The sequence below is a fragment of the Streptomyces sp. 35G-GA-8 genome (genome assembly GCF_023534745.1).
Classification (GTDB): domain Bacteria; phylum Actinomycetota; class Actinomycetes; order Streptomycetales; family Streptomycetaceae; genus Streptomyces.
Window position 1 is genome coordinate 63,881 of the sequence record NZ_JAMHJQ010000023.1, and the last position, 12,784, is coordinate 76,664.

At 66.4% G+C, this 12,784-nt stretch carries 11 protein-coding genes; 7 read left to right on the forward strand and 4 right to left on the reverse strand.

Features of this window, described 5'->3' with window-relative positions:
* The first annotated feature begins 33 nt into the window (after positions 1-33).
* Complete coding sequence (locus M1203_RS35715; RefSeq protein WP_249954017.1) at positions 34-753, forward strand: leucine-rich repeat domain-containing protein; 720 nt, start codon at positions 34-36, stop codon at positions 751-753.
* Between the two features lie 36 nt (positions 754-789).
* On the opposite strand, the gene M1203_RS35720 is transcribed toward M1203_RS35715, so the two are convergent.
* Positions 790-1,083, reverse strand: coding sequence for a hypothetical protein (locus M1203_RS35720; protein WP_249954018.1), 294 nt, complete (start codon positions 1,081-1,083; stop codon positions 790-792).
* Positions 1,084-1,113: 30 nt separating this feature from the next.
* Here M1203_RS35720 and M1203_RS35725 point away from each other — a divergent pair, with 30 nt between their 5' ends.
* The 4 genes from M1203_RS35725 (at position 1,114) to M1203_RS35740 (ending at position 4,349) form a co-directional block, all read left to right on the forward strand.
* Positions 1,114-1,731, forward strand: coding sequence for a hypothetical protein (locus tag M1203_RS35725; RefSeq protein WP_249954019.1), 618 nt, complete (start codon positions 1,114-1,116; stop codon positions 1,729-1,731).
* Positions 1,728-2,750 (forward strand): hypothetical protein, encoded by a 1,023-nt coding sequence (locus M1203_RS35730; RefSeq protein ID WP_249954020.1) that lies wholly within the window; start codon positions 1,728-1,730, stop codon positions 2,748-2,750. Before M1203_RS35725 ends, M1203_RS35730 begins: the two co-directional genes overlap by 4 nt.
* 103 nt (positions 2,751-2,853) lie before the next feature.
* Entirely contained in the window at positions 2,854-3,891 is a 1,038-nt protein-coding gene (locus M1203_RS35735) for a hypothetical protein (protein WP_249954021.1), read from the forward strand.
* Positions 3,888-4,349, forward strand: coding sequence for a hypothetical protein (locus M1203_RS35740; RefSeq protein ID WP_249954022.1), 462 nt, complete (start codon positions 3,888-3,890; stop codon positions 4,347-4,349). The genes M1203_RS35735 and M1203_RS35740 overlap by 4 nt, the downstream gene beginning before the upstream one ends.
* Positions 4,350-4,372: 23 nt before the next feature.
* Here M1203_RS35740 and M1203_RS35745 read toward each other — a convergent pair whose 3' ends face one another.
* The gene (locus tag M1203_RS35745; RefSeq protein WP_249954027.1) at positions 4,373-5,005 is read right to left on the reverse strand and encodes a class I SAM-dependent methyltransferase; all 633 of its coding nucleotides are present in this window, start codon (positions 5,003-5,005) and stop codon (positions 4,373-4,375) included.
* A gap of 213 nt (positions 5,006-5,218) precedes the next feature.
* Between M1203_RS35745 and M1203_RS35750 the strand changes: the two genes are divergently transcribed.
* Positions 5,219-5,854, forward strand: coding sequence for a hypothetical protein (locus tag M1203_RS35750; RefSeq protein WP_249954023.1), 636 nt, complete (start codon positions 5,219-5,221; stop codon positions 5,852-5,854).
* Positions 5,851-6,288 (forward strand): hypothetical protein, encoded by a 438-nt coding sequence (locus tag M1203_RS35755; RefSeq protein ID WP_249954024.1) that lies wholly within the window; start codon positions 5,851-5,853, stop codon positions 6,286-6,288. The genes M1203_RS35750 and M1203_RS35755 overlap by 4 nt, the downstream gene beginning before the upstream one ends.
* Positions 6,289-6,831: 543 nt before the next feature.
* On the opposite strand, the gene M1203_RS35760 is transcribed toward M1203_RS35755, so the two are convergent.
* Positions 6,832-11,202, reverse strand: coding sequence for a trypsin-like peptidase domain-containing protein (locus M1203_RS35760; RefSeq protein ID WP_308404954.1), 4,371 nt, complete (start codon positions 11,200-11,202; stop codon positions 6,832-6,834).
* A 48-nt stretch (positions 11,203-11,250) separates the two neighbouring features.
* A complete protein-coding gene (locus M1203_RS35765) occupies positions 11,251-11,718 on the reverse strand; it encodes a CU044_2847 family protein (RefSeq protein WP_308404955.1) in 468 nt (155 codons plus the stop codon).
* Positions 11,719-12,784 lie beyond the last annotated feature (1,066 nt).

Consider the following 12,784-nt stretch of genomic DNA (forward strand, 5'->3'; position numbering starts at 1 on the left):
AGGTCCAAGACCGCTGACGAAGGCGAGAAGGCCGTGAGGCACACACTGAACCTATGGCGCCAAGAGCTCGGAGAAGTGCCCGACTCAGTCTGGCAGCAGACCGAACTCCGCGTGCTGATCCTTGCGAACAACGGAATCACGGCCCTCCCGCCACGGATCGGGCGACTGCACCGGCTGACGACCTTGGACCTTGGCCACAACGCGCTCACGTCGCTACCCGACGAACTGAGCAATCTCAACGAGCTCAGCGACTGCCTCTACTTGCACGACAACCAGCTGTCACGAATTCCGGACAGTCTGGGAAAGCTGACCCGGCTGCGTTACCTCAACATCGGTGAGAACTCCCTCACTACCCTCCCCGAGGCCATCGGGAGGATGACCAGCCTTATCGAGTTCAGGGCACAGCACAACCGGCTCACCATGTTGCCCGACTCCGTTGGCCAACTCCGCAACCTGCGTGAGCTCTGGCTTCGAGGAAACACCATCGAGCGCTTGCCGCCGTCGACCGCTGAACTGCACGAACTTCGTCATCTGGACCTGCGCGAGAACTCCCTGGCCGAGCTGCCGCGGTCACTGGCTCACCTCCCGCGGCTACGTCAGATCGACCTGCGGAGCAACCGTCTCAGCCAGCTGCCGGACTGGCTCACCCTGCTTCCATCGCTCGAGAAACTGGATCTGCGATGGAACGAGATCGATCCCTCCCTACCGCTACTGACCGAACTCGAGCGACAGGGATGCGTCGTCTTGGCATGAGCGAGATGACACGCGATCTCGCGCAGAGCAGCGCCGTCATTTCTCGTGAACATCCACGAGCGAGTTGATCACTAAATGCTGTTGAAACTCGTCAACAAACGCTGCTGCTGAAGATGAACGAAGCCAGTGCGGGTGCTGGAGCAGTGGCTTGCACATTCGGCACTGCTGCGAAGCCACGCCGATCCCGGGACAGCGCGTCAGTTGTGGCTGGGCGTCACCCGGCCCGGAACCGCGGGGACCATCAGCGGTGCGATTCACCGCAACACCGTCAAAGCGTGGGCCCTGCAGCGCGGCCTGACCGGTGATGACGGCAAGCCGCTGAAGATCCATCGGGGGAGAATCCGTACGACGCATCTGGCAATGCGCGACCGGCGGGGCTGGAACGGCCAAGGACGGGCGACCATCGACCCCAACCACAGCCCGCAGGTCGAGGGTGACCACTACCTGACCGCGACGACGCCGTCCCAGCAGCGGGCGGTGGACGCGCTCGTCGAGGACGCCCAGCATGACCTGCTGCGAAGAGCCCACCCTCCGACCGTGGTCACCGACGAGGACGCCGCCGCCCTGGCCAGGGACTACCCACAGCTGATCAACGCTCTCCAGCTCGACAACACGGTGATCGCCGAACTGGTCGGCGGAGAACACGATGTGTTCACCGCGGCCTGTGCCGATCAGCTGTCCGGGCTGCATGGCCCGAAGGGCAAACCGTGTCCGGCCCGGCCATGGGTGTGTCTGCTCTGCCCACTGGCGGTGTTCGCGCCTCGCCACGTCCCCAACCTCCTGCGGCTGAAGGCGTTCTTCTCCCGGCAGTGGCAGCAGATGCCCGCCGCCCACTTCATGGTCGTGTTCGGCCCGTACTCCCAGCGGATCGGTCACGTCCTGGACCGGTTCGACCCGGCGGTGGTGGCGGATGCAGCCGCAGCGGTCGGTGACCATGACGAGGAGGCGCCGCTGCGGCCCGAGGAGACGACACGATGACCATCCTGCATGTGCTCGCCAGCCCCACTGCGGCCGTCAGCTCGGTCTTCGCCGGCGTCGATGTCTGCCGAGAAGCCGGTCTCCCCCTGCCTGAGGGAGTACGGCGCCCCGTCTTCGAAGACGATCTGTGGGATCTGGCCGAGGTCGTCGGCCTCCCGATCTCGCTGGCGCTTCAGCACCGGCGCTTCAACTTCGCTGCCATCAGCAATCCCCGCTGGCGGCTGGTCGCGAAGGAGCTGGTCATGGCCCTCCTCGCTCCCCATCACGAGGCGGTGGCCTCGCTGGCGCGGGCCTACCGGACTCCGCTGCATGTCAGCACCAGTCACGGTCGTCTCGCCGAACTCATCCGTTTCATGAAGTGGCTCCCCACACACGGGGCGACCAGCCTCGAAGACCTGAACAGCAACGACTGCGACGCCTACCTGGCCCATCGCCGCTACGAGCGGGACGAGGACGACATCGTCGTCGGTGAGCGAAGCTCGGGCACCCGGCGGCTCGCCGCACTGATTGTGACTGACCTGCTCAACTACCGGGACCTCTTCACCGTCGATCGCGTCCCGGCGGACCTACGGCCCTGGAGCGGGGCCGCACCCTCGGCGATCGCCGAGGACAAAAGCGGCGTCGGGCAGAACAAGACCCCACCGGTCTCCAACGCAGTGCTGCAGCCGATGCTGGCCGCATCCCTGCACCTGGTGAACGTGATCGGCCCGCACGTCGTGGAGCTCGCCGGCCAGATCCGCGTCGCCGACCGGGACTGGTCGACCAAGACCGTTGACCTCAAGTCGTCAACTCGCCTCCCGCTTGCGGAGATCAACCGAGTGCTTGCCGAGTACGAACGGGCCGGCGAGCCGCTGCCGGTGATGCGACCGCACCACATCCAGGACAGGATCGACGCCGGCTGGCCGGCTCAGGACCCGTTGACCCCGATCGCCTTCAGCGTCTGGCTCGCCAGGCCGGGTTCCGGCAGTTCCATACCGCATGGCTGCCAGCCCTACGCGGCCCGGTCGAGGCGACGTTGAAGGTCGCCGGGGCGGAGCGGCCCTTCGGCAGAACGGCCGCCCACATCGAGAAATCCGACTGCACCGGGAAGAAGCAACCACGCTGATCGGCATCGCCCGCACGGTGGCGATCCTCACACTCGCGACGGTCACCGGCATGCGCGCGAGCGAACTCATGGAACTGCAGGTGGGATGTCGGCGTCCGCCCGAAGAGTACGGGCCCGACCTGGTCCGCTACCGACTGGCAAGCAAACTCATCAAAGGCCAGCCTCTCGGCGGCACCCGCCACGAGTGGGTGGTTGTCCACGACGCCTATCAGGCAACCGCTCTTGCCGAGCAACTTCACGACGACCCCGTGGAAGGAAACCCGCTGCTGGGCCGGTTCCACTTCAACTCCCGCTACCAGTGGTTCCGCGACTGGGTGAACGGCCCTCACGGGCAACGGCATGGACTCGCCCCGATCCCCAGCGAACGTCTGACGCTGAGGATGCTGCGCAGGAAGCTGGCGATCGAGATCGCTTACCGACCTGGTGGTCTTCTGGCGACCAAGATTTACCTACGTCATGTGAATACAGCGACTACAGAAGGTTACGCGTCTCGTCCCGGCGGAGCGCAGGCTGAGCTGCTGGCTGAGGTCAACGGCCATGAGCAGCAACGGAATCTGGAACTGGTGCTGGCCGAGTTCCGTAACTACCAGGAGGGCATCCTGCCCACCGGCCCCGGCGCCCGCAGCCTCACCGAGTTCTTCGCGAGCATCGACGGCAAGCTCGACCAAGCGGCACCAGCCCCGAAGGCCCAGCGCAGTGACCGTGACGTGCTCAACCTGCTGACCAAGAAAGCCAAGGTCCTCCACCTCGGACCGGCGAACTACTGCTGGTTCACCGACCCCTCCCGAGCCCTCTGCCTCAAGCTCGCCGGCACCCCCACCGCGGACCGGCCACTGGTCGGGATGCGTGACTCCGCCCGCTGTCCGCAGGCCACCCACCACCCCTGCCACCGCCCTGTCTGGGCCGAGCACGCCGATCGCACCGAGACGGTCATCGGGCAGCTCGGCGCGACGCGCAAGACCGAACGCACGCGGCTCCAAGCCGACCACGACCGGGCCCTCCGCGTCGTCGCCGAAATCGACGCCGCCCGCACGATGAACGAGGCATCCGCATGAGAATCTCCGCAGCCCAGCGGACCGAGAACGAGAACCGCATCCGAGCCGCCATGGACCGACTCCTCCGCGGAGAGATCCCGCCCGGCGGGAAGTGCGACATCAAGACCCTGGCCCGCGAGGCGGGTGTCGACCGCACCGCGTTCTACGGCACCCGTCCCTACGCTTACCTCCGCACCGAGTTCGAGCGACGCCTCCAAGCCCTGCAGCAGGCCGGCGATATCCCCGACCCTCGTGAGGCCCAGATCACCCGTCTCAAGGCGGAGAACGCCAAGCTCAGGGAACGGCTGACCCAATCGGAGCAGACGATCACCGAGCTCACGGACTTCCGCACCCAGACCCTGGCCCGGCTCGCCGCCCAGCACAAGGAGATCGTTCAGCTCCGCGAGGCCGCCGCCGAAACAAGCCGAGTCAGCCGCCTCCCAGCACCACGAACCACAGTGATCGGGACCTGCAGTTGAGGCGGGCGCGGACAGTGGTCCCGTCAGCCGCTGTTGCGAAAGACGAGCAGATAGCGCCAGAAGAGGAGCCTGCGGATTCTGCATCCAGGCAGCAGGACCGCGGCTTCCCGACGGATCTGCAGCAGGGGAACGGTCGGCTGGCTCACCGGCGCTTTCACCTGTTCTCGACCGGTCGAAGCGGCGGCAGGGCGAAGCCTGTCCTGCAAAGCGACGGTCAGCCTGGCGAGAGCGTTGACAGGCACGGCCGCCAGGCTCCAGGCCCAGTCGAGCCAGGTCTTCTCCGGATAGCAGCCCAAGATCACGAGGACGCCACCGGGCGCGAGTGCGTCACGCAGTGCAGCGACGGTGTCGAACGGCATGTGATGGATGCTGGCGAGGCACGAGATGAAGTCGTAGTGAGCCTTGGGCAGTTCGACTTCGGTGACGTTCGCGTGCTGGAAGCGTGGGCTCCGGTCGCCGGCTATCCGCCCCGACAGCGCGCGGGCCTCCGCGATGGCCTCTTCCGACGGGTCGATCGCATCGACCTCTAGGCCCAGGTGAGCGAGCCGAAGAGCGAACCGGCCGGTCCCACAGCCGACGTCCAGGGCCGCACCGCAATTCCGCGGCACCTGGCGCAACAGCAGACGGTGATAGTGGTCGTTGTGATCAAAGGGCATGGTCCGACCCTGCCACAGCGGACGCGCCCGGCCCGGCGGTTCCACCACCAAGACCCAGGCAGTGAAATGCGTCACACCAGCGAGGCTGGAATACAACACGCACCGCTGTCACCGTCGCGAACGTGGTTTCGACAGCGGACCTGCTCAATGACCACACGAAGTCACCCGCACACGGCCTCTGCGGACACCAGCCGCACCCTCGCGTACTTCATCGTGCGCCGCCCTCGCGGCCTCATCGCCGCCGCCCTGCAGTACGGCCATCTCAAGACGAAGGTCACTCTGAATTACGCCGCCCACGGCGACGATTCCTGGCTGGATGACATCGCGGTGGAGCGACTGGAGATGGTCATTGAGCAGTCCGAGGACGACTGGACCCGTCTGGACGAGGACAACGAGCACGTCAGCGGGCCGACCGCAGCCGAGTACCGACGCCGATCCGCAGGCGCCGCGGCCTTCCTCGGCCGCACCGTACGCGCGCAGGCCAGCGTCAAGCGGCTCCTTGAGCAAAGCGACACCGATATCCACGACGGAGAAGCCATGACCTGCGTCCATCGTGCCGAAACCGCCGTGTGCCGCAAGGGGAAGCTGCTGTTGGGGCTGCCCGCCGACGATGGGCCCGACGAATTGCTGTGCCGCAACACCTGCGCCGACCCCGCCTACACCGACCGGGACATCGCCGAACACCGCAGGCGACTACCCGTCCTGGAAATCGAGGCCCGTGACCCGCTGACTCCACGTCCGCGCCGGGACCGAGCTGCCGCACAAGCGGCTCAGATCTGCGTGGTGATCGAGCAGCACGAGGCGTCACGTCCTGAAGCCACGCGCATGGAAGGCGGTCGAGTCGCATGACGCGAAAGAACCGAGACCGGGAAGCGGAACGTCAGGAAATACGCGCCGCCGCAGAACGCCTGCTGGCCGGGACGCCCCTGCGCTCGCCCGTCGGAAAACTCACAGGGACCGAGCTGATCGCCGAGTGTGGGATACGGCGCGACGTTGTCTACGGCGACCACAAAGAGCTCGTGGATGAGTTCCGGGCGCGGACCAAGGCGCAGAACTTCACTCCACAGGTCGTCCAGAACATGGCCAACGAGAACATCGTGCTGCGCGAAACCCTGACGAAGATCAAGGCGGAACTCGCAGCGGAGCGAGAGCGGGTTCACGCTCTGGTACGCGCCGCCACCGAACTGTCCCTGGAGCTGGAGCAGACCCGCGAAGAACTCGCAGCGGCCCAGCAGGTCACCAGGCTTCCGAGACTGAGAGGAACTGGACGAATTCCCGGCTGAGGCTCGGCACATTCCACGGTGCGGTGAGGATGTGCCGACGTACCGACGTCACCGCTTCCTGTCCGCGCACCTCGACCAACAGCGCACCCTGCTCGCCACCACACCCGTCGGCCACGCCCAGGCCCTCAGCCTAATCACCGCCCCGAACCTGCATGACGTAGCCGTGGACCAGGCGGCCAAGGACGAGTGTCAGGGGCGGTTGGCGACGATGGCCTCGCTGGGGAGCTGCGGCTGGTCGCAGATGCCGCGGCCGCGGCGGCTCATCTCGCCGCCTCCGACCGCCCGCACGGCAACCCGCGAGCGACCTCTTCTCCCTCGGCTGCCTACTGGGCCACGCCGCCACCGGACGGCCGTCGTTCGGCAGAGGTGCAGTATGCGCGCGGGTTCGCAGATTCTTGGATGTGTAGCAGCCGGAACCGCACGTGCTTCGCACGTCTACGGCCCAAGTCCGGGACTAGGTTCGGTCCCAACCCGGGGGAACCCCTTGCCCCCAGACCATCCAAGGGGTTCCCCCCTTACCGAGTGCCCATTGGTTGCCCGTATTCAGGGGCAGATCCGGTCCGGGAGTCCGCCGGGCATCCCACGGCGTTCGTCCTGAGTGAGCTCACGGTCGACGACGTCGCACAGATGACGTCTCCACAGGTTGGGATCGAGGCGGATCAGGTCCCCGCGGCCGTCGACGACCCGGACCAAAGCCTTGCCGCCCCTGCTAGCGGCGACGAAATGCTGGTCCTCCGCGAAGTCGTAAGAGTCGAAGTGGCTGGGGTCGTCCGCCCGCTGGAAACGCACGGAGTTCCCGTTGGCCACGAAGAACTCGGTCCCGTGCCCGGTGAAGCCGAGCCGGAACCCATCCCCCCAGGACACGTCGTTCGCTCCCACTGGCCCTAGCGGACCCACCACTCTGTGGGCCTCCTGCCCCGGCCTCACCGACCACAGCTCCAGCATGGACCCCTTCGTTTTCACGGCCGCATATCGCCCTCTGCTGTCGAGAAACGCGCGGTCGTTGTCCGACGCGAGGCTGGCACTCAGCGCCTTGTCCTCCTTGCCTGTGCGCAGATCGATGGCGTGCAGTGTCGGGTAACCCCGGACCATGATCTGTACGTATCCCGGCTCGGGGCGCCTGTCCACTGCGAAGCCGGAGTCAAGGGGCTTCTCCGCCGAGGTGTACAGCGGTGGGTTCTCTCTGGCAAGCCCGAGGCCACGCGCGTCCACCGGTTCTGAGAGCCGTCGACCCTCCCTGGCGTTCCATCGCTCGATCTGGCTGCCGGACTGCGTGACCAGTTCGTTTTCTCTCGCGAAGAAGAGCGACAGCGGCTCCGCCTCCCCATCCTTACGGACAGGGGGCGTGAGCGTAGTGATCTCCGCAACCTCGCGCAGGGACGGAAGGCTCCGGATAAGGATCTTGTTGCGTCCCACCACGTCGGCTACCAGAGTCTCAGCCTCGTTCACCGCCAGCACGTTGGCGGGACTGGGGTTTTCAGGCGCATCCGTCGTGGGCCGCTTCACCTCGGTCGTCACCTCGTCGGTTACCACGTCGTAGAGCACGAGCTTTTCAGCGGTGAGGCCGGAGGAGCCCCTGGTCTGGGTCACCTGGGCCACCTGAACACGGCCTTCGTCGATCAGCACCGGGTTGCTGGCGACCATGTTGTACTCACTGCCGCTGATCGGTTGCAGGGACAGCCCCGTCACCGTCGTCTCGTCCCAGGTGGTGACTACGGGGTGGGCTGAATCCCCGAGAAGCCGGTTGCCGAAATTGGCCGGCTTCGACCCCATCGCCTTCCTCTCTCCCTCGCCTTGTCGATTGTCACCGAGCACCCAGTCGCTGCCGTATACCGCGAAACGCTGCCCCGACTCGTTCATAGAGACGCCGTCGCAGCTGACCGAATCGCTGCTGTAGCGGTTCAGCACCCGTCCGTCACGCACGCGTACGAAACGGTATACAGCGTTGTTGCTGAAGCCGTCTTTGCTAGGCTCCATCCGGCACCAGGCCAGGACCCCGCCGTCGCCCGAGAGGCTGGCTGCGGGGGCGCTGTAGAAGTCGGGGGTGGGACTGAAGGTCCCCGTGCCGGTCGCCAGCTCGCGGATCCTGCCGGTACCGGTGTTCACCGTCACGAACGCATACTTGTCGGCTTTGCGCCGCTGAGCCACGAGCGTGTCGCGGTCGGGGCCGAACCACACGGCCTCGAACGCGGGCAGCCCCGAGGGAAGACCCTCATGCAGTCCCGTCTGCAGATCCCACACCCGCAGGCGTCCGTCGCTGGCCACCGTGACCACTCGCCGGGCGTCCGGGGAGAAATCCGCGGTGTGGACCTGATCGCTGCTGTACCCCTGTTCCTCAGCCTTGTCCCTGAACTCGCCGCTGCGGATCGTGTGTGCCGGCCCCAGCAGTTCCGTCGTACTGTCCGCCTCCGGATCGAGGTCGTGCCATACCAGCGCGCCTGCTCCCGATGTATAGGCGATACGCCGCCCGTCCCTGCTGACCATGGGGCGAAAGGCCATCTCATTGAGACGAAGCCGCGTACTCATGACGCTCTTCCCGGCTCTGCGGACGAACAGTGACGCACGCCCGAGCTGGGTCGTGGCCAGCGTCACGGTACCGTCGGTGCTCATCGCCGTATCGAGAATCTTCCCCTCAGAGCCGCTGAGCACCCAGTCGGCCCGCTTGAACCGGTCGTATCCGCGCAGCACGGCGTTGCGGGCCTCCTGCGTCGGCGCGATCTCGTACGCCGCCACGGCGACGAGTGCGGCTTGTCCCGGGTCACTCCTGTCCAACTGGCTTGCGAGGACGGCCATCGCCCGGGAACGTGCCTCCGCGTCCCGCCGTTCGCTGACCTGCCCCTGGTAGACGAGGAACGTACCGAGTCCGGCGATCACCGCGAGCACCATGGCGGTCGCGATCCACGCGGCGCGAAGCCGGTTCCGTCGCGCGCGGTGGCGCTGTCGCGTGAGTTCGAGGAAGTCCCGTTCGTCTGGGTCGAGTTCGTGCTCTCGGTCTTTCACGTGTTGTTCCAGACCGGCGAGTTGGAGCCCTCCGGGTAACAGCCCTGCCGCCTTGTCCCCGTCGGCCCACCGCTCACGCTCATGGGCGAGTTCCCACCGTGCCGCCAGGAACTCGCTGTCGGATCGCACCTGCTCCTGCAGGGCCGGCCACTCGGTGACCAGCGCTTCATGGGCCAGTTCGACGGACTTCGGCTCTCCCTGTCCGCCGTGGACAACGAGCAGTCGGCGCTCGGAGCTGGCGAGCCGGATCGCGATGTCCCATCGCTTGGCGCCCGCCTCCTGCCGGGTGAGCCTGCGGCGCAGCGGATGAGGGCTGCCGGGCAGCACCCGGACGAGCCCGGTGAGCAGCCGACTCGCCTCGCCGTCCTTCTGTTTCTCCTCGTCTGTGACGCACTCGTTCCAGGCTTGCGTGGCATGGCCTGCCAGCGCGCCGGAGACACCGCCGGCCTCCTCGTACGTCGCCGTCCGGAGCTGGCCGCCCTCCTTGCCCTTCCACAGCTTTTCCAGAACGAAGCCGAGGAGCGGCAATGTCCCCGCTTCGCTGCCGGCGTCGTCCAGGATCCGTTCGACGAGTCCTGGTTCGTAGGTCACGGCGACGCCCGGGAGGTCGTGCAGCGGCTTGGTGATCACATCCGTGAGCTGCTTGCGGGACATCGGCGTCAGCGGCAGGGTGTCTCCGCGCTGCAGCGCGGGACCGAGGCTCGGGTGTCTGAGGGCGGCGTCTATGAGGTCGGCCCGGAGTGTGACCAGGACGCTGGGCGCGCCGACCGGTCGGTTCTCCGGGAAGAGTACATCGACCACCTGGGCGACCTCGGTGTCCTTGCCGGCGAGCAGTGCTTCGGCCTGGTCGAGTACGACGAGGAGCTTGCCGCCCGGCTTCCCACGCAGGCGATGGAGGGTGTCCACGAGCCCCAGCTCTGTGAGCCACTGCTGTACGTCACCGGCGTTCCGCGCCCCATGCCGCCCAGTGCTGTAGGCCTCGTACAGCTCGGTGGCGAGCGCAGCAAGCGGCGAGGAGACTGGTCCGGCATCCACCACCAGGACGTCGTACCCTTTCTCGCGCATTTTGGGCACCACGCCGGCCAGCGCGAGCGACGACTTGCCCGAGCCCGACGGCCCAAACAGGCTGACGCTCGGACGCCCGCCCAGCAGGGCTCTGGTCACCTTCGTCTTGTCAAGTTCACGGCCGAAGTAGACGTCCGCGTCCGATTCTTGAAAGGTTTTTAGGCTCCGGAAGGGCGACGGTGGCTCCACGATTTTCTCGAGTTCGGGGATGAGCCTCAGTACTGTGCTCGCGCGGATCACGAACGTCTGCTGGGCCTCGTTGGCACCCCGCTGAGTCACCGCAACGAGGCCCACGACCGCACGGCTGTGGGAATCCCAGACTGGGCTGCCGCTGAAGCCTTCCTCGATGTAGGGCCTGGTGTCATCGGTCCGGGAAAGCTGTCGCCAGCCCTCCTCCGTCGGCCCGCCGAGGACTCCCCAGTACCAGTATCCACCCGGGCGTGGTCCCGTGAATCCGACGATGCCGACTCTCTTGTCCCAGGCGGTCGCGGGCTCGGCCAGGGCCAGCGGACGGCCGCCCGGTATGGCGCCCCGTACGCGCAGGACCGCTACGTCCCCGGTGCGGTCGTCCTTTTCCTCGACGCAGTGCTCGACCTCGGCGGTCCAAGACCGCCCCGCCAGGTCCGCGTCCAGCGGCATGTCCAGCGTGACTGGGGTCCCGGCCGCAACCTTCGCCGTGCCGTGTTCCTCCCCCGAGGCGTACGCCACCACATGGGCGCATGTCAGCACCACATCCGGTGCCAGGAGGAAGCCCGTGCCCACAGGCTCACCGCTCTGTCCCTTGATCCGGACAACCGACGAGACCAGCGCCTCGTCAGGCTCCTGCGGCTCCGGCTCCACCCCCGTCACATCGCCTCCGTTTCACCACGGCCCAACAATCCCCACCGGCTCAACTTCTCACAAATTATTGACCGTTGTCTCAGGATCGTCTCTCCTATTCCATGTGAGGGTCACAGAAAAGTTCGCCGCAGTGGCGGTGCTCGCGATGACCACATCGGCCTCGGCCGACAGCGACACCCCGAACTCCAGAGTGATCTCATCAGGCGCGTTGGCCAGTCCCCGGAACCGTCCGACGAAGCTCTCCGCGACGGGCCGTACGGTGTCCAGCATCTCGCCGAACGATCTCTGGGCTCGCGCCACGGAACGGCCACCGCGCCCCACCCGCACTAAGGATTCGTCCACTTCACGGATCTGCACCCGTATTATCTCTTCGTCACCGTCACGGAGGGGCACCTCAACCGTGTGGACAGGGCGTTCACTCACTGCGTCCTCCAGCGCTCGGAAGCTGGAGAGTGTAACGAATCCCGCACACGGTTCGCCGGTGGAAATCGTCGGCACGGCCCGCTTCGCGTTCCAGTTAACCACTCATGACATTCGAACGTACAAGCGGTGAAGCCCCACCCGAGTCGGATTCGGTGGACGCGGTGCGACCGGACGCCCTACCCCACCAACCCGAAAGGCACGTGCATCACGAGCAGGAGCACGACGCATAGCCGCACCGCACGGCTGAGCGCGCCCCGGCAGCGGTGGTGCTGCTGCCCGGAGGGGTCACTGCATGGTCCCTCGGTCGGGTGACTTGTCCGCGACGTCTCAGCTCCTCGCCAGATTCACGGTACCGGTGGCGGTCCTTTCGGTGATCCAGTCGGTCAGGTTGTTGCGTTTCCTCAAGCCGGAGCCGCCGAGCGGGGCCGATGTGAAGGGCGGGGCATCGCGTCCAGCTGTGACGATGGACACGGCTGCAGGCTGCATTGGTTCTCGTCGGTGCTTTCGACGTACGGCCGCTGCAGCAGGCGTTCAGGTGGCAGTGCGGTGCGGCGGCGATCTGGTTGATCAGTCCGGCGCTGTCGAGCTCGGTCGTTCCCGCCTTGACCTTGGCCCCCCAGTCCTGCTTCTTGCCGACCGCCGCTCCCAGATCGGCCTGGGGCATGCCGAGGTTGAGCCTCTGCCGCTTGGTCTTGCGGCCGATGGCATCCTATTCCACGAGCTCGTGCGGCAGCCTCGACCCAAACCCCCGGTCCGGCCGTGCCTGCCGTGGCAGCTTCGCGGTGCGTTCGGGTTGGGCACCGGTGATGTACCGCATCGCGGTCTGGGCCCTGATGCCGGACAGGCGCATCAGGTGAAGTGGGTCGTCGACCTCGAATGCCTCGTTGAGCATTCGGTCCTGACGCCAGCGTCGCCATCGTGAGTGCGGTGGGCCGGAAGACCGTACTGAACGTGTTTCCGCCAATGGCCGAGTGGGTGGTGTCCGCCGCAGTCCATCGGTTGATCAGCAGATGCGGGGGAATGGGGTCGACGACCGATCCGACAACATCGATCCCGACAACTGACTTGCCTAAGGGTTGTCCCGTAAGCGATCTTCGACCGGTTACGGTCAGAGCCCCGCACACGGGCGACCGAGCCCTGATGGCAGGATGATTGCCCCGACGATCCT